This is a genomic window from Kineococcus lubricus (assembly GCF_050871965.1).
Lineage (GTDB): Bacteria > Actinomycetota > Actinomycetes > Actinomycetales > Kineococcaceae > Kineococcus.
Genome location: NZ_JBJLSK010000011.1, coordinates 1 through 18884 on the forward strand (window position 1 = coordinate 1; position 18884 = coordinate 18884).

Consider the following 18884-nt stretch of genomic DNA (forward strand, 5'->3'; position numbering starts at 1 on the left):
ACCCCCCCCCCCCCCCCCCCCCACCCCCGCCCTCGGCGGGGGACGGCGGGGGCCCCCCGCGCGGGGGGGGGCGGCCCCCCCGCGTCGTCGCGCGTCAGAGCGGGAAGTTCACGTACTTCGTCTCGAGGTACTCCTCGATCCCCTCGGCGCCGCCCTCGCGGCCGAACCCGCTGGCCTTGACCCCGCCGAACGGGGCGGCCGCGTTGGACACGACCCCGGCGTTGAGGCCGACCATGCCGGTCTCCAGCGCCTCGGCCACCCGCATCGCGCGGTCCAGGCCCTGGGTGAAGGCGTACCCGATGAGCCCGTACTCGGTGTCGTTGGCCAGGGCGATGCCCTCCTCCTCGGTGTCGAAGACCACCACGGGGGCGACCGGGCCGAACGTCTCCTCGGTCAGCAGCCGGGCCCCGGCGGGCACGTCGGTGACGACGGTGGGCGCGTAGAAGTACCCCTGGTCCCCCACCGGCGCGCCGCCGACGACGACCCGCGCCCCGGCGGCCACGGCCTCGGTGACGCGCTGGGCGACGTCGTCGCGAGCGCGGCCGTCGATGAGCGGGCCGACCTGCGCGCCCTCCTCGGTGCCGCGGCCGACGACGAGGGACCCCATGCGCTCGGCGAGCTTGCGGGAGAACTCCTCGGCCACCGGGCGCTGGACGTAGAACCGGTTCGCGGCCGTGCAGGCCTCGCCCTGGTTGCGCATCTTGGCGAGCATCGCGCCCTCGACGGCCTTGTCCACGTCGGCGTCGTCGAACACCAGGAACGGGGCGTTGCCGCCCAGCTCCATGGAGATCCGCAGCAGCTGCTGGGCGGACTGCTCGACGAGCTTCTTCCCGACGGGGGTGGACCCCGTGAAGGTCAGCTTGCGCAGGCGCGGGTCGGCGATGAGCGGGGCGACGACCTTGCTCGTGGTCGACGTCGTGACGACGTTCACGACCCCGTCGGGGACCCCGGCGTCGGCGAGGGTCTGCGCCAGGTACAGGGTCGTCAGCGGCGTCTGGGTGGCGGGTTTGACCACGATGGTGCACCCGGCCGCCAGCGCGGGGGCGATCTTGCGGGTGCCCATGGCGAGCGGGAAGTTCCACGGCAGGATCGCCAGGACCGGGCCGACGGGCTGCTTCATGGTCAGCAGCCGCGAGCCGCCGACGGGGTTCTGCGAGTAGCGGCCGGCGATGCGCGGGGCCTCCTCGGAGAACCACCGGAAGAACTCGTTGCCGTAGGCGACCTCGCCCTTGGCCTCGGCCAGGGGTTTGCCCATCTCCAGCGTCATGAGCAGGGCGAAGTCGTCGGCGCGCTCGGCGACGAGGTCGAAGGCGCGGCGCAGGATCTCGGCGCGGACGCGGGTGGGGGTCCTGGCCCACGCCGGGGCGGCGGCCACGGCGGCGTCGAGGGCGGCGGTGCCGTCCTCGACCGTGCCGTCGGCGATCTCGACGAGGGTCTGGCCGGTGGCGGGGTCCTCGACGGCGACCCGCTTCCCGCCGGTCGCCTCGCGCCACCGCCCACCGATGAACAGGCCGGTGGGGACGGCGGCGAGCAGTTCCTTCTCACGGGTGCTCGTGCTCATGGGGTCGATCCTCTCGGGTCGGCGGCAGGGGTTCAGCGGGAGGCCGCGAAGACGCGGTCCAGCACGTCGAACGCCTGGTGCAGCAGGTCGTCGCCGATGCTCAGCGGGGGCAGGAAGCGCAGCACGTTGCCGTCGGTGCCGCAGGTCAGGACGATGACGCCCTGCTGGGCCGCCTCGGCCGCGACCTGCTTGGCCAGCGCGGCGTCCGGCTCGGTGGTGCCGGGGCGCACGAGTTCCACGGCGACCATCGCGCCGCGGCCGCGGACGTCCCCGACGCGCGGGTCGCGCTCGGCCAGGGCCCGCAGGCGGGTGAACAGCAGGTCCTCGATCTGCCGGGCCCGCTCGAGGAGGCCCTCGTCCTCGACGGTGCGCAGGGTGGCGAGCGCCGCGGCGGTGGCGAGCGGGTTGCCGCCGTAGGTGCCGCCGAGGCCGCCGGTGACGGGGGCGTCGACGATCTCGGCGCGGCCGGTGACGGCCGACAGCGGCAGACCGCCGGCGACGCCCTTGGCGATGGTGACGAGGTCGGGCTCGATGCCCTCGAGGTGGCTGGCGAACCAGGCTCCGGTGCGGGCGACGCCGGTCTGGACCTCGTCGGCGACGAGGACGACGCCGTTCTCCTTGGCCCAGGCGGCCAGGGCGGGCAGGAACCCGGGGGCCGGGACGACGAACCCGCCCTCGCCCTGGATCGGCTCGATGACGATCGCGGCGAGGTTCTGCGCACCGACCTGCTTCTCGATGACGGCGATGGCGCGCGCGGCGGCGGTGGGGCCGTCGAGGCCGTCGCGGAACGGGTAGCTCAGCGGCGCCCGGTAGACCTCGGGGGCGAAGGGCCCGAACCCGTTCTTGTACGGCATGTTCTTGGCCGTCATGGCCATGGTGAGGTTCGTGCGGCCGTGGTAGGCGTGGTCGAAGACGACGACGGCCTGCCGCCCGGTGTGCGCGCGGGCGATCTTCACGGCGTTCTCGACGGCCTCGGCGCCGGAGGTGAAGAAGGCGCTCTTCTTGGGGAAGTCGCCGGGGGTGAGGGCGGCCAGGCGCTCGGCGAGCTCCACGTAGGAGTCGTACGGGGTGATCATGAAGCAGGTGTGGGTGAACCGGGCCACCTGCTCGGTGACGGCGGCGACGACCGCGGGCGCGGCGTTCCCGACGGTCGTGACGGCGATGCCGGAGCCCAGGTCGGCGTAGGAGTTGCCGTCGACGTCGACGACGACGCCCCCACCGGCGGCCTCGGCGTAGAACGGCATCGAGGACCCCACCGCGGCCGAGACGGCGGCGCTGCGCCGGGCGGCGAGCTCGCGCGACCGCGGTCCGGGGACCTCGGTGACGAGCCGGATCTCCTGCGGGAGGGCGGGTCCGCCCTGGGTGGCGGGGCGCTGCTGCGCGTCGGGGCTGAGCGTCGTCATGACGCGACGGTAGGGCTCCGCGCCCCTCGACGTCTGTGTCCGGGACGCACAGTGCAGCCGTGCGTGACGGTGCATACTGCACAGCGTGGTGCAGCTCGCCGACCTCCTGGCCACCGGCGCCCTGCACCTGCGCCTGGTCGGGGGGGACCCCGCGGTGACGGTGCGCTGGGTCGCGACGAGCGAGCTGGACGACCCCACCCCGTTCCTCGAGGGCGGTGAGCTGCTGCTGACGACCGGCCTGCGCACGCCGCGGGCCGGCTGGAGCGGCTGGGTCGACCGGCTGGTCGCCGCGGGCGCGGCCGGCGTCGGTTTCGGCGTGGGGCTGTCCCACGCCCACGTGCCCCGCACCCTGGTGGCCGCCGCGGCCGCCGCGGACCTGGCCCTCGTGGAGGTCCCGGTCGCCACGCCGTTCATCGCCGTCTCCCGGCGCCTGGCGGACCTGCTGCGCCGCCACGAGCACGACGCGGAGGCCGCCGCCGCCCGCGTGGGCCGCGACCTGACCGCCGCCGCCGCCGGGCCGGACGGCCCCGCGGCCGTCCTGCGCCGCACCGCGCGGGCGGTCGGCGGGACGGCGTGGCTGCTGGACGACACCGGCGCGGTCCGGGCCGCGAGCGCCCCGGCCGCGCCCCCGGTGGCGGCGCTGGACGGGCTGCGCCGGGTCCGGGCCCAGGGCGCGCGGGCGGCGTGGACCGAGGTGAGCGCCACCGGGTCCCTCGTCCTGCGCGCCGCCGGCGGGTCCCGCTGGCTGCTGGTGGCCGGTGCGCCTGACCTGCCCCGCGCGGCGCGCTCGAGCATCGGCACGGCCGCGGCGCTGCTCGGGCTGCTGACGACCCGCCCGGAGGGCGGCGCGCAGGTGCGGGCCTGCGTCGTCGACCTCGTGGTGACCGGCCGGCCCGACGTGGCCGTGCGCCTGGCCGCCGCGACCGGCACCGCCGTGCCCGACCCCGTCGTCGTCGTCCGCTGGGCCGGGGTCCCCCCGCCGGGGCTGCTGGTGGGCGACCGGTACGCCCTCGCACCGCCCGGCGTGGACACGGCCGGCTGGCCGGGCCGGGCGGGGGTCGGCCGCCCCGGCCCGCTGGCCGGGGCCGACCCCTCCGAGGCCGACCGCGCCTTCGCCCGCACGAGCGCGGACCGCCCGGTCGTGCACGCCGACGCGCGCTCGCTGCCGGCGCTGCTGGACCCCGGCGCGCTGGCCGGGTGGGCTCGGCAGCGGCTGGCCGGGCTGGACGAGCACGGCCTGCGGCCGACGCTGGCGGCGTTCCTGGCCCACCACGGCGCCCGGCAGCAGGTCGCCGACGCGCTCGGCGTGCACCGCAACACCGTGCGGCAGCGGCTGCGCCACGTCGAGGAGGTCCTCGGCGTCCGGCTCGACGACCCCACCGACCGGGCCGAGCTGTGGCTGGCGCTGACCGCCACCGGTGGGAGCACGGGCACCGGCGCAGCGGGCTGAGCCGGCGCTGACAGACTGCGCCCGTGGCCCTCGACCCCGCCGACCTGCCCCCGTCCGCCCTGGAGTTCCTCACCGAGCGGCACCTGGCGACGATGACGACCCTGCGCCGCGACGGCTCCCCGCACGTCGTGCCCGTCGGGTTCACGTTCGACCCCGCGACCGGTGAGGCCCGCGTCATCACCTCCGGCGCGAGCCGCAAGGCCGTGCACGCCCGCCGCGGTTCGCGGTGCGTGGTGGCGCAGGTCGACGGCCGCCGCTGGCTGTCCCTGGAGGGCGTCGGGCGCGTGCTGGACGACCCGGCGTCGGTGCGCGACGCCGAGGAGCGCTACGCCCGGCGGTACCGGACGCCGCGGGAGAACCCGCAGCGGGTCGTGGTCGTCATCAGCGTCGACCGGGTGCTCGGGTCCGTGCCGCCGTGGGACTGACGCCCGCGGCGGGCCACCGGTGGGCGGTCGGGACGGTCAGCGGTCGAAGGTGACCATGAGCTCGACCACGCGGTCCAGGAAGGCGTCCACGGGCGCCTCGCGGTAGCCGCGGGCGCCGCGGCGGGGCCGGAAGAGGGCTCCGCGGACGTCGGCCGCGGTCAGCCGCGCCTCGCCCCGGAAGTGGTCGGCCAGCAGCTCGCACAGGTCGTCGACGTCGCGGGGGTGGTACCCGCGGCGCAGGCCCCGCGCGCGGGGGAACCGGTCGCCGCGGTCCTCCCGCAGGCGTCCGGCGATCGCCGCCCCCAGCGCCGCCCGGCGCTCGGTGTAGGGCCGCTGGTCGGCCTGGGCCAGCGCCTGCGCGCGCTCGCGGTGGGCCAGGACGTCCTCGACGTCGGCCAGCAGGTCGTCGGTGTCGGCGACGTCGTACCCGCCGAACTGCGCCCCGAAGCCGACGGCCCGGACCTGCGCGGACGCGACCCGCCCGGCCGGGACGGCCTTGCGGAGGTGGTCGAGGAACAGGTCGACGTCGGCGACGCGGTAGCCGCGCCGCAGCCGGGCGGCCCGGGCCGGGCGCTCGGCCAGCAGGCGGCTGAGCGAGACGCCCTCGAGCCCGGTGCTCACGCCGTCGGCTGCTCGGGGCCGATGGCGGCGAGCTGGCCGCAGGCGCCGTCGATCTCGCTACCGCGGGTGTCGCGGACGGTCGTGGGGATGCCGCGCGCCTCCAGCGCGGCGACGAACGCCTTCTCCACCGCCGGGTCGCTCGCGGTCCACTTCGACCCCGGCGTGGGGTTCAGCGGGATCGGGTTGACGTGGACCCAGCCGCGGCCGCGGGCGTTGAGCAGCTTGCCGAGGCGGTCACCGCGCCAGGCCTGGTCGTTGATGTCCTTGATCAGCGCGTACTCGATGCTGACGCGGCGGCCGGTGGCCTCGAAGTAGCGGCGCGCCGCGTCGAGGGCCTCACCGACGTTCCACCGCTGGTTGATGGGCACCAGGTCGTTGCGCAGCTCGTCGTCGGGGGCGTGCAGGCTCAGCGCGAGCGTCGCCGCGATCCCCTCCTGGGCGAACTTGTCGATGGCCGGCACCAGCCCGACGGTGGACATCGTGACCCCGCGCGCGGAGATCCCCAGGCCGTCCGGGGCGGGCTGGGTGAGGCGGCGCACCGCGGCGACGGCCGACTTGTAGTTGGCCAGCGCCTCGCCCATGCCCATGAAGACGACGTTGTTGACGCGCCCCTCGCCGCCGGGGACCTCACCGCGGGCCAGCGCCCGGGAGGCGGCCGTCACCTGCTCGACGATCTCGGCCGTCGACAGGTTGCGCGTCAGGCCCGCCTGGCCGGTGGCGCAGAACGGGCAGTTCATGCCGCAGCCGGCCTGGCTGGAGATGCAGATCGTGTCCCGGTTCTTGTACCGCATGAGCACCGACTCCACGAGGGCGCCGTCGTGTAGGCGGTACAGCGTCTTGACCGTGGTCCCGCGGTCGGCCGTGAGCGTGCGGACCTTCGTCAGCAGCGTCGGCAGCAGCGCGTCGGCGATCCTCGCCCGGCTCGCCGCGGGCAGGTCGGTCATCCTCGCCGGGTCGTCCTCGAGCCGCTCGAACCACTGGGTGGCGAGCTGCTTGCCGCGGAACGCCTTCTCCCCCAGCGCGACCATCGCCTCGCCGCGCTCGGCGGGCTCGAGGTCGACGAAGTGCCGCGGCGGCTTGCCGCGGCGGGGAGCCGCCATCACGAGCTTGCCGGGGCCGGCCGGGGCCAGCGGGAGCGGTTCGCGAGGGGGCGTCGGGAGGTCAGTGGGAGTCGACATCGTGACTCCATGGTAAGGGCGTTGCCGGGGCCTCAGGGGCCGACGAACCACACCAGCAGCAGGTGCACGACCGGCGCCGCGGGCAGCAGCGAGTCGAGGCGGTCCATGACGCCGCCGTGCCCGGGCAGCAGGGTGCCCATGTCCTTGATGCCGAGGTCGCGCTTGAGCATCGACTCCGACAGGTCCCCGCCGATGGCGATCACCACGGTGACGACGCCGACGACGACGCCCTGCCACCAGTGGGCGCCGAGCGCCAGCGGCAGCGCGAGCCCGCCGGCGAGCGCGCCGACCACGACGGAACCGGCCGTGCCCTCCCAGGACTTCTTGGGGCTGACCGAGGGGGCCATCGGGTGCTTGCCCCACAGCACCCCGGCGGCGTACCCCCCCACGTCGCTGCCGACCACGACCAGCACGAACACCAGCACCCGCCAGGCGCCCTCGGAGGCGGCGAGCATGAGCATGGCGAACCCGGCCAGCAACGGCCCGTAGGTGACGACGAAGACGCCCCCGGCGACGTCGCGGACGGCGGGGACGCGGACCGGTCCCCCGTGGTCGCCCCCGTCGTCGACGAGGCGGTAGACGACCACCGCGAGCACCGTGAGGGCGTAGGCGACGAACAGCGTCTCCCCCCCGCCCAGGTAAGCCCCGGGCAGCATCGCCAGGGTGCCCACCACGGGCGGCAGAACGGGGATGCGCAGGTGCCGGGCCCGGAAGGCGCGGACCATCTCGACCGTGCCGTACAGGACGGCGGCGCAGGCCAGGACGCCGAACGCCTCCCGGCGCACGAAGAGGCTGGCGACCAGCACGCCCCCCATGGCCACGCCCATGCCGATCGCGACGGGCAGGTTGCGCCCGGCCTTGCGCGGCGGCCTGCGCGTGGTGGGGGTCGTGTCGCTGGTCACGGGGGTGCTCAGACGGCGAGGAGCTCGGCTTCCTTGTTCTTCAGCAGCTCGTCGACGGCGTCGACGTGCTTCTTGGTCACCGACTCCAGCTCCTTCTCGGCGCGGCCGCCCTCGTCCTCGCCGACCTCGCCGTCCTTGACCAGGCGGTCGATCTCGTCCTTGGCGCGCCGGCGCACGTTGCGCAGCGAGACGCGGGCGTCCTCGGCCTTGGAGCGGGCCAGCTTGATGTAGTCCTTGCGGCGCTCCTCGGTCAGCTGCGGCAGCACGATCCGGATGACGTTGCCGTCGTTGCCGGGGTTGACGCCGAGGTCGGAGTTGCGCAGCGCCTTCTCGATCTCGCTCATGGCCCCGCGGTCGAACGGGGTGATGAGCACCGAGCGGGCCTCGGGGATCTGGAAGCTCGCCAGCTGCTGCAGCGGGGTGGGCGCGCCGTAGTAGTCCACCATGATCTTGAAGAACATCGCGGCGTTCGCCCGGCCGGTGCGGATCGCGCCGAAGTCCTCCTTGGCGACCTCGACGGCCTTTTCCATCTTCTCCTCGGCCTCGAGGAGGGTGTCGTCGATCACGGTGGTCCCTTCGTCCTTCGTCCCGGCGCGTCGTGTCCGCCCTGCAGGCCCGCGGACGACGTCAGTCCGCGATCACCTGCGTACCGATCCTCTCACCCCGCAGCGCGCGCGCCACGCCCTGGCCCTCCATCCCGAAGACGATCATGGGCAGGCGGTTGTCCATGCACAGGCTGAAGGCGGTGGTGTCGACGACGCGCAGGTTCTTCCGCAGCGCCTCGGAGTAGGTGATGGTGTCCAGCTTCGTCGCGTCCGGGTCCCGGCGCGGGTCGCCCGTGTAGACGCCGTCGACGCCGTTCTTGGCCATCAGGACGGCGTCGGCGCGGACCTCCAGCGCCCGCTGCGCCGCGACGGTGTCGGTGGAGAAGTACGGCATGCCGGCCCCGGCGCCGAAGATGACCACCCGGCCCTTCTCCATGTGCCGGATCGCGCGCCGCGGGATGTACGGCTCGGCGACCTGGCCCATCGTGATCGCCGTCTGCACGCGGGTGGAGACGTCGGCCTGCTCCAGGAAGTCCTGCAGGGCCAGGGCGTTCATGACCGTGCCCAGCATGCCCATGTAGTCGGCGCGGCTGCGTTCCATCCCGCGCTGGGACAGCTCCGCCCCGCGGAAGAAGTTGCCCCCGCCCACGACGATCGCGACCTGCACGCCCTGCTTGACCGGACCGGCGATCTCCCGGGCGACCTGCGCGATGACGTCGGGGTCGACGCCGACCCGGCCGTTGCCGAAGAACTCCCCCGAGAGCTTGAGCAGGACCCGCTCGTAGGCCGGTCGCGGTTCGACGGTCCCCGCTGCGAGGTCGACGGTCAGGCTGGGCTCGCTCACGCGGGGGCTCCTCGGGTGGTTGCTCTGCGGTCTGGGGCAGTCTGCCCCAGCGGGGTGGTGGAGGTCACGCTGCGTGCACCGCGACTGGTCCGGACGTGCGAACGGGGTGGGAGGACCGTGGTCCCCCCACCCCGTCAGCTCACGCGGGTGGTGCTCAGACGCCGGCGCGGAAGCGGGCGAAGGCGGTCACCTGGGCGCCGGCGTCGGCCAGCAGCTTGGTGATCGTCACCTTCTGGTCCTTCGCGAACGGCTGCTCCAGCAGCACGTTGTCCTTGAAGAAGCTGTTGACGCGACCCTCGACGATCTTGGGCAGCGCGGCCTCGGGCTTCTTCTCCTCGCGCGCGGTCTCCTCGGCGATGCGGCGCTCGGACTCGACCTTCTCGGCCGGGACCTCGTCACGCGTCAGGTACGTCGGGCTCATCGCGGCGGTGTGCATCGCGATGTCCTTGCCCAGGGCGTCGTTGTCGACGTCGAGGGCGACGAGCACGCCGATGGTCGGCGGCAGGTCGGTCGCGGTGCGGTGCAGGTACGCCGAGACGTGGGTGCCCTCGATGCGCGCCACGTTCGGGACGAGGATCTTCTCGCCCATGGTGGCGTTGGCCTCGTCGAGGACCGCCTGGACGGTCTTGCCGTCGAGCTCGGAGGCGAGCAGGGCGGCGGAGTCGGTCGCGCCGACGGCCACGGCCTGGGCCAGCACCTGCTCGGCCAGGGCGACGAAGCCCTCGGACTTGGCGACGAAGTCGGTCTCGCAGTTGAGCTGGACCATGACGCCCAGGCCGCCGTCGACGTGCACGGCCACCAGGCCGTTGGACGCGTCGCGGTCGGCGCGCTTGGCGACGCCCTTCTGGCCCTTGATGCGGAGCAGCTCGATGGCCTTCTCGACGTCGCCCTCGGTCTCCACGAGCGCGTTCTTGCAGTCGAGCATGCCGGCGCCGGTCTTCTCGCGCAGCGCCTTGACGTCAGCGGCGGTGTACGCAGCCACGGTCGTTCCTCTCGTCGGTTCCGTACCCGGTGCCCGGGGACAGCGGGGGTGTCTGGGGGCGGACGCACGGACGCCCCGGGCCTGGGAGGGCCCGGGGCGTCACCACAGGCGTCCTGTGTTCGTACCTGAGGGAGGTCAGGCCTGCGCGGTGGCTTCGGCCGGCTCGCCGGCCTCGGCCGCGGCCTCGGCGGGCTGGCCCTCGGCGGCCTGCGCCTGCGCGACCTCGGGGGCGGTGGAGCCCTCGGCGGTCACGGCGGACTCGGAGCCACCGGTCTGCTCGCCCTCGCTGCCGGCGAGCAGGTCCTGCTCCCAGGCGGCCAGCGGCTCGGCGTCGTCGGTCTTGCCGCCGTGGCGGACCTGCAGACCCGCGGCGACGGCGTCGGCGATGACCCGGGTCAGCAGCGTGACGGAGCGGATCGCGTCGTCGTTGCCGGGGATGCGGTAGTCGACGTCGTCCGGGTCGCAGTTGGAGTCCAGGATCGCGACGACCGGGATGTTCAGCTTCTTGGCCTCGTCGACCGCGAGGTGCTCCTTGTTGGTGTCGACGATCCACACCGCGGAGGGGACCTTGGTCATGTCCCGGATGCCGCCCAGGGTCTTGGTCAGCTTGTCGTACTCGCGACGCAGGACGAGCAGTTCCTTCTTGGTCAGACCGGAGGCGGCGACGTCGTCGAAGTCGACCTCCTCGAGCTCGCGCATGCGGGAGATGCGCTTGTTGACCGTCTGGAAGTTGGTCAGCATGCCGCCGAGCCAGCGCTGGTTGACGTAGGGCATGCCCACGCGGCTGGCCTGCTCGGCGATGGACTCCTGAGCCTGCTTCTTCGTGCCGATGAACAGGATGGTGCCGCCGTGGGCGACGGTCTCCTTGACGAAGTCGTAGGCGCGGTCGATGAACGACAGCGACTGCTGCAGGTCGATGATGTAGATGCCGTTGCGCTCGGTGAAGAGGAAGCGCTTCATCTTGGGGTTCCAGCGGCGGGTCTGGTGCCCGAAGTGCACACCGGACTCGAGCAGCTGGCGCATCGTCACGACGGCCATGGGTGGTCCTCCTCGCGCCGGCCCCCTGGTGGGGCCGATCGGTTGTCCCGCAGCGTGCCGGTCGGCTCGCCGCGCCTGGCCCCCCGAGCGCACCCGACCGCCGGGGTGACCCGGTGGACCGAGAGGGTGCTCCCCCCTGCGCGGGGGCAGGGAAGGGGGACGCGATGTCACCCGGACCGGGCCGTCGCCGAGGGAACGGCGAAGGACGCGCACCGGGTGCCCACCTATCCTACGACGCGTGAGCACCGGCCTCGACCGCAGCACCCCGTCGGCCCCCGCCGCCGGCCCGACCTCGCGGATGCGGCGCTTCGGCCCCACGGTCTTCGCCGAGATGTCGGCGCTGGCCCTGCGCACCGGCGCGGTGAACCTGGGCCAGGGCTTCCCCGACGCCGACGGCCCGGCCTCGCTGCTCGAGGACGCGGTGGCGGCCATCCGCTCGGGGCACAACCAGTACCCGCCGGGCGTGGGGGTGCCCGCCCTGCTGGAGGCCGTGGCCGAGCACCAGGAGCGGTTCCACGGCCTGCGGCTGGACCCCGGCTCGCAGGTGCTCGTCACGGCCGGGGCGACCGAGGCGATCGCCGCGAGCGTCCTGGCGCTGTGCGAACCCGGCGACGAGGTGGTCGTCCTGGAACCGGCCTACGACTCCTACCCCGCCGTCATCGCCCTGGCCGGCGCCGTGCAGCGGTCGGTCCCGCTGCTGCCGGGCCCGGACGGCTTCACCCTCGACCGCTCCCGGCTGGAGGCCGCGTTCGGCGACCGCACCCGGCTGGTGCTGCTCAACACCCCGCACAACCCGACCGGCACCGTCCTGGGCGCCGAGGACCTGGCCGCCGTGGCCGCGCTCGCCGTCCGCCACGACGCCGTCGTGGTGAGCGACGAGGTGTACGAGCACCTGGTCTTCGACGGCGGCACCCACACCCCGGTCGCGGCGCTGCCGGGGATGGCCGAGCGCACGCTGACGATCTCCTCGGCCGGCAAGACCTTCTCGGTCACCGGCTGGAAGGTCGGCTGGGTGACCGGCCCGGCCCCGCTGGTCGCCGCCGTCCGCACGGTCAAGCAGTTCCTCACCTACGTCAACGCCGGGCCGTTCCAGCCGGCCGTGGCCGCGGCCCTGGGGCTGCCCGACGAGTTCTACGCCGGTCTGGCCGCGGACCTGCAGCGCCGCCGGGACCTGCTGCTGGAGGGCCTGCGCTCGGCGGGGTTCGCCGTCGCGGCGCCGGCCGGGACGTACTTCGTCGTCGCCGACCCCCGTCCGCTGGGGTTCGCCGACGGCACCGACCTGTGCCGCCGGCTGCCGGAGCTGGCCGGGGTCGTCGGGGTGCCGGTGGCGGCGTTCTGCACCCCCGGGGGCGTGGCGGCGCAGGCCGTCGAGCCGCTGGTCCGGTTCACCTTCTGCAAGTCCGACGCCGTGCTGCACGAGGCCTGCGACCGGCTGCAGGCGCTGCGCCGGTGAGCGGGCCGTGAGCGCGACCGGCCCCGGCGGCCGGGAGGACCTGCGGGCGGCGCTGGAGGCGGAGCGGGCCGACGCGGTGGCCCGGGTCGCCGGGCTGGAGCGCGAGCTGGCCAGCGCCCTGGAGGTCGCCGCCGAGGGCACCGCGGACGACGAGCACGACCCCGAGGGCTCGACCACCGCCTTCGAGCGCGCCCAGGTCGCGGCGGTGCTGGAGCAGGTCCGCGCCCGCCTGGCCGCCCTGCGGGACGCCCTGGCCCGCCTGGAGGAGCCGGGGTTCGGCACGTGCGCGCGCTGCGGGTCGCCGATCCCGGCCGAGCGCCTGGCGGCCCGGCCGTGGGCGACGACGTGCGTGGGGTGCGCCGCCCGCTGACGCCTGGCGGTGCCGGTACCCGGTCCCGGGATTGACACGATTCACCGAGTTGCGGCGGGATCCTTGTGAAACGTGTCAAAGACTGCGTACGCTGCGGCCACCCCGACGGAGTGGAGTGATTGATGAACGACGCGACCGCGCCGGACCCCCAGACCCCCCCGACCTCCGCGCCCCTGCGCGAACGGGCGCTGGCGACCCTGCGCACCCAGACCATCGAACTGCCGTCGTGGGCGTTCGGGAACTCCGGCACCCGCTTCAAGGTGTTCGGCACCCCCGGGACCCCGCGCGACCCGTTCGAGAAGATCAGCGACGCCGCCCAGGTCCACCGCTTCACCGGCATCGCCCCGCGGGTGTCGCTGCACATCCCGTGGGACCTCGTCGACGACTACGGCAAGCTCGCCGCCCACGCCGCCGACTCCGGCGTGGCCATCGGCACGATCAACTCGAACCTGTTCCAGGACGACGACTACAAGTTCGGTTCCCTGACCCACCCGGACGCGCAGGTGCGCGCCAAGGCCGTCGCCCACCACGCGCGGTGCGTCGACGTCATGCGCGCCACCGGGTCCAAGGAACTGAAGCTGTGGCTGCCCGACGGCACCAACTACCCCGGCCAGGACGACCTGTACGCACGCCAGGAACGCCTCGCCGAGTCCCTGCAGCAGGTGTACGCCCTGCTCGACGACGACCACCGGCTGGTGCTGGAGTACAAGTTCTTCGAGCCGGCGTTCTACCACACCGACATCCCCGACTGGGGCACCTCGCTGCTGCACTGCCTGGCCCTGGGCGAGCGGGCCAAGGTCGTCCTCGACACCGGCCACCACGCCCCCGGGACGAACATCGAGTTCATCGTCGTGCAGCTGCTGCAGGCCGGGCGCCTGGGCGCGTTCGACTTCAACTCGCGGTTCTACGCCGACGACGACCTGATGGCCGGGGCCGCCGACCCGTTCCAGTTGTTCCGGATCATGCACGAGATCGTCCGCTCCGGCGCCCTGGCCTCGGCGCACGGGCCCGACGTCGCCTGGGACCCGGCCGGGCCGGGCGTGAACTTCATGCTCGACCAGTGCCACAACGTCGAGGAGAAGATCCCCGGCCAGATCCGCTCGGTCACCAACATCCAGCAGGCCACCGCCAAGGCCCTGCTGGTGGACCGCGAGGCGCTGGCCGCGGCGCAGCGCGCCGGGGACGTCCTGGGCGCCCACGACGTGTTCATGGACGCCTTCCACACCGACGTCCGGCCGCTGCTGGCCGAACTGCGCGAGTCGATGGGCCTGGACGCCGACCCGATGGCCGCCTTCAAGGCCTCGGGGTACCTCGAACGGACCGCCGCCGAGCGCATCGGCGGCCAGCAGGCGGGATGGGGAGCATGAGCAGCACGGTCCAGGACCTGATCGCCCGGTCGAACGCCCTGGGGGCGGACCCGCGGTTCACCAACTACGCCGGCGGGAACACCTCCGCCAAGGGCACCGCCGTCGACCCGGTGACGGGCGAGGACGTGGAACTGCTCTGGGTGAAGGGTTCCGGCGGGGACCTGGGGACCCTCACCGAGGAGGGGCTGGCCGTCCTGCGGCTGGACCGCGTCCGGGCGCTGCGCGGGATCTACCCCGGCGTGGAGCGCGAGGACGAGATGGTCGCCGCGTTCGACTACTGCCTGCACGGCAAGGGCGGCGCGGCGCCGTCCATCGACACCGCCATGCACGCCCTGGTCGACGCCGCGCACGTGGACCACCTGCACCCCGACGCCGGCATCGCGATCGCCTGCGCCGCCGACGGGGAGAAGCTCACCGAGCAGGTCTTCGGCGACAAGGTCGTCTGGGTGCCCTGGCGCCGTCCGGGTTTCCAGCTCGGCCTGGACATCGCCGCGATCAAGGAGGCCAACCCGCAGGCCGTCGGCACCGTCCTCGGCGGGCACGGCATCACCGCCTGGGGCGACACCAGCGAGGAGGCCGAGGCCAACTCCCGCTGGATCATCGAGACCGCCGAGACCTACCTCGCGCAGAACTCCGTCGCCGAACCCTTCGGCCCGGTGCTGGACGGCTACGGCCCGCTGCCCGAGGCTGAGCGCCGGGCCCGGGCCGCCGCCCTGGCCCCGGTGGTCCGCGGCATCGCCAGCCACGACAGGCCGCAGGTCGGGCACTTCACCGACTCCGGCGTGGTGCTGGACTTCCTGGCCCGCGAGCAGCACCCCCGGCTGGCGGCGCTGGGCACCTCCTGCCCGGACCACTTCCTGCGCACCAAGGTCAAACCCCTGGTGCTGGACCTGCCGGCCACCGCGACGGTCGAGGAGCAGGTCGAGCGGCTGAAGGAGCTGCACGAGGCCTACCGCGCGGACTACCAGGCCTACTACGACCGCCACGCCGACGAGAACTCCCCGGCGATCCGCGGCGCCGACCCGCTGATCGTCCTGGTCCCCGGGGTGGGGATGTTCTCCTACGGCAAGGACGCCCAGACCGCCCGCGTCGCCGGTGAGTTCTACGTCAACGCGATCAACGTCATGCGCGGCGCCGAGGGCGTCTCGACCTACGCCCCCATCGAGGAGGCGGAGAAGTTCCGCATCGAGTACTGGGCGCTGGAGGAGGCCAAGCTCGCCCGCATGCCGAAGCCGAAACCCCTGGCCACGCGCATCGCGCTGGTCACCGGCGCCGCCTCCGGCATCGGCAAGGCCATCGCCACCCGCCTGGCCGCCGAGGGCGCCTGCGTCGTCGTCGCCGACCTGGACCTGGCCAAGGCGCAGGCCGCGGCGGCCGAACTCGGCTCGACCGACGTCGCCGTCGGCGTCGCCGCCGACGTGTCGGACCCCGAGGCCGTCCGCGCCGCGGTCGACGAGGCCGTCCTCGCCTTCGGCGGGCTGGACCTCGTCGTCAACAACGCCGGGCTGTCCATCTCCAAACCGCTGCTGGAGACCACCGAGAAGGACTGGGACCTGCAGCACGACGTCATGGCCAAGGGGTCGTTCCTCGTCGCCCAGGCCGCCGCGCGGGTCCTCATCGCCCAGGGCCTGGGCGGGGACATCGTCTACATCGCCTCGAAGAACTCCGTGTTCGCCGGCCCGAACAACATCGCCTACTCCGCGGTCAAGGCCGACCAGGCCCACCAGGTGCGGCTGCTGGCCGCCGAGCTCGGCGAGCACGGCATCAAGGTCAACGGCGTCAACCCCGACGGGGTGGTGCGCGGGTCGGGCATCTTCGCCGGCGGCTGGGGCGCCCAGCGCGCCAAGACGTACGGCATCGCCGAGGACGACCTGGGCAAGTTCTACGCCCAGCGGACCCTGCTCAAGCGCGAGGTCCTGCCCGAGCACGTCGCCAACGCGGTGTTCGTCCTGACCGGCGGGGAACTGTCGCACACCACCGGACTGCACGTGCCGGTCGACGCCGGCGTCGCCGCCGCCTTCCTGCGATGAGCCCGGCGACGGAGGAGCAGGCGTTCGCGGCCGTCGACCTCGGGGCCACCAGCGGCCGCGTCATCCTCGGTCACCTCGCCGACGCCCCCGGCGGCGTGCGGCTGCGGCTGCGGCACGTGTCCCGCTTCGGCAACGGCCCGGTCCGCACCCGCGACCAGCTGCACTGGAACGTCCTGGAGCTGTACCGCCAGGTCCTCGCGGGCCTGGCTGCGGCCGAGCGGGCGCACCCCGGGCAGATCGCGAGCGTCGGGGTGGACTCCTGGGCCGTGGACTACGGCCTGCTGGCCGGGCAGCGGCTGCTGGGCGTGCCCTTCCACTACCGCGACGCGCGCAACGAGGCCGGGGTGGCGGCCGTCCACGCCCGGGTGGACGCCGCCGGGTTGTTCGCCCGCAACGGCCTGCAGCACCTCCCCTTCAACACGCTGTTCCAGCTGGCCACCGAGGGACCGCTGCTGGAGCTCGCCGACCGGTTCCTGCTGATCCCCGACCTCCTCGGGTTCTGGCTCACCGGGGCCGTGGTCGCCGAGCGCACCAACGCCTCCACCACGGGGCTGCTCGACGCGCGCACCGGGGAGTGGGACGTCGACCTCGCCCGGACCCTGGGGATCGGTCCGCACCTGCTGCCCCCGCTGGTCGACCCCGGGACGCGCGTCGGGCGCCTGTCGCCCGAGGTCGCCGACGCCGTGGGCCGGGACCTGGAGGTCGTGGCCGTCGGTTCGCACGACACCGCCTCGGCCGTCGTCGCCGTCCCGGCCACCGGGACCGGCTTCGCGTACATCTCCTGCGGCACGTGGGGGCTGGTGGGGCTGGAGCTGAAGGACCCCGTCCTGACCGACGAGGCCCGCGAGGCCGGTTTCACCAACGAGGGCGGGGTCGACGGGCGCACCCGGTTCCTGCGCAACGTCATGGGGTTGTGGCTGCTGAGCGAGTCCCTGCGGCACTGGGACCCCGCGGCCACCGACGCCCAGCGCTCGAGCCGGTTGTCGGACCTGCTCGCCGAGGCCGCCGCGATCACGGGGCCCGTGGCGGTCTTCGACGTCGACGACCCGGCGTTCCTGGCGCCCGGGGACATCCCGGCGCGCATCCGCAACTGGTGCCGCGCCCACGGCGAACCCGTCCCGGACTCCCCGGCGCAGACCGTGCGCAGCATCGTCGAGAGCCTGGCCGCGGCGTTCGCGCGGGCGGTCGCCGACGCCGCCCGGATCGCCGGCCACGAGGTGTCGGTGATCCACCTCGTCGGCGGGGGTTCGCTGAACACCCTGCTGTGCCAGGCGACCGCCGACCGCACCGGGCTGCCCGTGGTCGCCGGCCCCGTGGAGGCCACCGCCATGGGCAACCTGCTCGTGCAGGCCCGCGCCGCCGGCCGGCTCGGCCTGGAGCTGGAGGACCTGCGCGCCGTGGCCCGCAACTCCTCCGACGTCATCCGCTACGAACCGCGATCGAGGACCCGATGAGCCGCACCGTGAAGCGCCAGGTACCCAACGCCCGCGAGATCCTGGAGCTGGTCAGCTTCAAGAAGCCCGAGCTGAACGGGAAGAAGCGGCGTCTGGACGCGGCCCTCACCATCGAGGACCTGCGCCGCATCGCCAAGCGCCGCACCCCCAAGGCCGCCTTCGACTACACCGACGGATCGGCCGAGGGCGAGATCTCGCTGGCCCGGGCCCGCCAGGCCTTCAGCGACGTGGAGTTCCACCCCTCGATCCTCAGGGACGTCTCGAAGGTCGACACCTCCACCACCATCTTCGGCGGCCCGTCGGCCATGCCCTTCGGCATCGCCCCCACCGGTTTCACCCGCCTCATGCAGACCGAGGGCGAGGAGGCCGGCGCCGGGGCCGCGGGAGCGGCGGGCATCCCGTTCACCCTCTCCACGCTGGGCACCACCACCATCGAGCACGTCAAGGCGGCCAACCCCACCGGCCGCAACTGGTTCCAGCTCTACGTCATGCGCAAGCGCGAGATCTCCTACGGCCTCGTCGAGCGCGCCGCCCGCGCCGGGTTCGACACCCTCATGTTCACCGTCGACACCCCCGTGGCCGGAGCCCGGCTGCGGGACAAGCGCAACGGTTTCTCCATCCCCCCGCAGATCAGCCTGCCCACCGTGCTGGACACCGCCACCCGCCCGGCCTGGTGGTTCGACTTCCTCACCACCCGCAAGCTCGAGTTCGCCTCCCTCACCGAGACCGGGGGCACCGTCGGCGAACTGCTCGACTACGCCATGGACCCCTCGATCTCCTACGACGACCTCGCCGAGATCCGCGCGATGTGGCCCGGCAAGCTCGTCGTGAAAGGCGTCCAGAACGTCCCGGACTCGCGTAAGCTGGCCGACCTCGGGGTCGACGGGATCATCCTGTCGAACCACGGAGGCCGCCAGCTCGACCGCGCCCCCATCCCGTTCCACCTGCTGCCCGAGGTGGTCCGGGAAGTGGGCCGCGACACCGAGATCGCGATCGACACCGGCATCATGAACGGCGCCGACATCGTCGCCTCCATCGCCCTGGGCGCGAAGTTCACCCTCGTCGGGCGGGCCTACCTGTACGGCCTCATGGCCGGCGGCCGCGCCGGGGTCGACAAGGCCATCTCCATCCTGTCCGACCAGATCGTCCGCACCATGAAGCTCCTCGAGGTCACCACCCTCGACGAACTCACCCCCGCCCACGTCACGCAGCTGCAACGGCTCGCCCCGCGCGCCCTGTCCTGACCCCTCGTCCTGATCCG

Annotated in this window: 17 protein-coding genes; 8 read left to right on the forward strand and 9 right to left on the reverse strand. The window is 73.9% G+C overall.

The features are described from left to right. Nucleotides 1-94 precede the first annotated feature (94 nt). Entirely contained in the window at nucleotides 95-1561 is a 1467-nt protein-coding gene (locus ACRYRX_RS09875; protein ID WP_432511687.1) for an NAD-dependent succinate-semialdehyde dehydrogenase, read from the reverse strand. A 32-nt stretch (nucleotides 1562-1593) separates the two neighbouring features. Further along, on the reverse strand, nucleotides 1594-2964 hold the full coding sequence (gene gabT, locus ACRYRX_RS09880; protein ID WP_432511688.1) for a 4-aminobutyrate--2-oxoglutarate transaminase: 1371 nt from the start codon (nucleotides 2962-2964) through the stop codon (nucleotides 1594-1596). An 85-nt stretch (nucleotides 2965-3049) separates the two neighbouring features. On the opposite strand from gabT, the gene ACRYRX_RS09885 reads away from it, so the two are divergent. Both ACRYRX_RS09885 and ACRYRX_RS09890 read left to right on the forward strand, forming a co-directional pair. Beyond that, the gene (locus ACRYRX_RS09885; RefSeq protein WP_432511689.1) at nucleotides 3050-4414 is read left to right on the forward strand and encodes a helix-turn-helix domain-containing protein; all 1365 of its coding nucleotides are present in this window, start codon (nucleotides 3050-3052) and stop codon (nucleotides 4412-4414) included. 23 nt (nucleotides 4415-4437) lie between these two features. Continuing rightward, nucleotides 4438-4839 carry a pyridoxamine 5'-phosphate oxidase family protein gene (locus ACRYRX_RS09890; RefSeq protein ID WP_432511690.1) on the forward strand — a complete coding sequence of 134 codons (402 nt, stop codon included), beginning with the start codon at nucleotides 4438-4440 and terminating at the stop codon, nucleotides 4837-4839. Nucleotides 4840-4875: 36 nt separating this feature from the next. On the opposite strand, the gene ACRYRX_RS09895 is transcribed toward ACRYRX_RS09890, so the two are convergent. The 7 genes from ACRYRX_RS09895 to rpsB form a co-directional block, all read right to left on the reverse strand. Continuing rightward, nucleotides 4876-5460: a DivIVA domain-containing protein gene (locus tag ACRYRX_RS09895; RefSeq protein WP_432511691.1), complete on the reverse strand. Its 585-nt coding sequence runs from the start codon at nucleotides 5458-5460 to the stop codon at nucleotides 4876-4878. Continuing rightward, nucleotides 5457-6638: a dual-specificity RNA methyltransferase RlmN gene (gene rlmN / locus ACRYRX_RS09900; RefSeq protein WP_432511692.1), complete on the reverse strand. Its 1182-nt coding sequence runs from the start codon at nucleotides 6636-6638 to the stop codon at nucleotides 5457-5459. Before rlmN ends, ACRYRX_RS09895 begins: the two co-directional genes overlap by 4 nt. 32 nt (nucleotides 6639-6670) lie before the next feature. Beyond that, on the reverse strand, nucleotides 6671-7540 hold the full coding sequence (locus tag ACRYRX_RS09905) for a phosphatidate cytidylyltransferase (RefSeq protein WP_432511693.1): 870 nt from the start codon (nucleotides 7538-7540) through the stop codon (nucleotides 6671-6673). A gap of 8 nt (nucleotides 7541-7548) precedes the next feature. Further along, nucleotides 7549-8106: a ribosome recycling factor gene (gene frr / locus ACRYRX_RS09910; protein ID WP_432511694.1), complete on the reverse strand. Its 558-nt coding sequence runs from the start codon at nucleotides 8104-8106 to the stop codon at nucleotides 7549-7551. Between the two features lie 61 nt (nucleotides 8107-8167). Further along, entirely contained in the window at nucleotides 8168-8929 is a 762-nt protein-coding gene (gene pyrH / locus ACRYRX_RS09915) for a UMP kinase (RefSeq protein WP_432511695.1), read from the reverse strand. A 154-nt stretch (nucleotides 8930-9083) separates the two neighbouring features. After that, entirely contained in the window at nucleotides 9084-9911 is an 828-nt protein-coding gene (gene tsf / locus ACRYRX_RS09920) for a translation elongation factor Ts (protein ID WP_432511696.1), read from the reverse strand. Between the two features lie 135 nt (nucleotides 9912-10046). Continuing rightward, the gene (gene rpsB, locus ACRYRX_RS09925) at nucleotides 10047-10949 is read right to left on the reverse strand and encodes a 30S ribosomal protein S2 (RefSeq protein ID WP_432511697.1); all 903 of its coding nucleotides are present in this window, start codon (nucleotides 10947-10949) and stop codon (nucleotides 10047-10049) included. Between the two features lie 298 nt (nucleotides 10950-11247). On the opposite strand from rpsB, the gene ACRYRX_RS09930 reads away from it, so the two are divergent. The 6 genes from ACRYRX_RS09930 (at nucleotide 11248) to ACRYRX_RS09955 (ending at nucleotide 18867) form a co-directional block, all read left to right on the forward strand. Beyond that, nucleotides 11248-12402, forward strand: a complete 1155-nt coding sequence (locus ACRYRX_RS09930) for a pyridoxal phosphate-dependent aminotransferase (RefSeq protein WP_432511835.1) — start codon at nucleotides 11248-11250, stop codon at nucleotides 12400-12402. 7 nt (nucleotides 12403-12409) lie between these two features. Further along, complete coding sequence (locus tag ACRYRX_RS09935) at nucleotides 12410-12772, forward strand: TraR/DksA family transcriptional regulator (protein WP_432511698.1); 363 nt, start codon at nucleotides 12410-12412, stop codon at nucleotides 12770-12772. Between the two features lie 122 nt (nucleotides 12773-12894). Further along, nucleotides 12895-14139: an L-rhamnose isomerase gene (gene rhaI / locus ACRYRX_RS09940; protein ID WP_432511699.1), complete on the forward strand. Its 1245-nt coding sequence runs from the start codon at nucleotides 12895-12897 to the stop codon at nucleotides 14137-14139. Beyond that, the gene (locus ACRYRX_RS09945) at nucleotides 14136-16169 is read left to right on the forward strand and encodes a bifunctional aldolase/short-chain dehydrogenase (RefSeq protein WP_432511700.1); all 2034 of its coding nucleotides are present in this window, start codon (nucleotides 14136-14138) and stop codon (nucleotides 16167-16169) included. Before rhaI ends, ACRYRX_RS09945 begins: the two co-directional genes overlap by 4 nt. Next, nucleotides 16166-17623 (forward strand): rhamnulokinase, encoded by a 1458-nt coding sequence (locus ACRYRX_RS09950; protein ID WP_432511701.1) that lies wholly within the window; start codon nucleotides 16166-16168, stop codon nucleotides 17621-17623. Before ACRYRX_RS09945 ends, ACRYRX_RS09950 begins: the two co-directional genes overlap by 4 nt. Beyond that, nucleotides 17620-18867: an alpha-hydroxy acid oxidase gene (locus tag ACRYRX_RS09955; RefSeq protein ID WP_432511702.1), complete on the forward strand. Its 1248-nt coding sequence runs from the start codon at nucleotides 17620-17622 to the stop codon at nucleotides 18865-18867. Before ACRYRX_RS09950 ends, ACRYRX_RS09955 begins: the two co-directional genes overlap by 4 nt. Nucleotides 18868-18884: the final 17 nt, after the last annotated feature.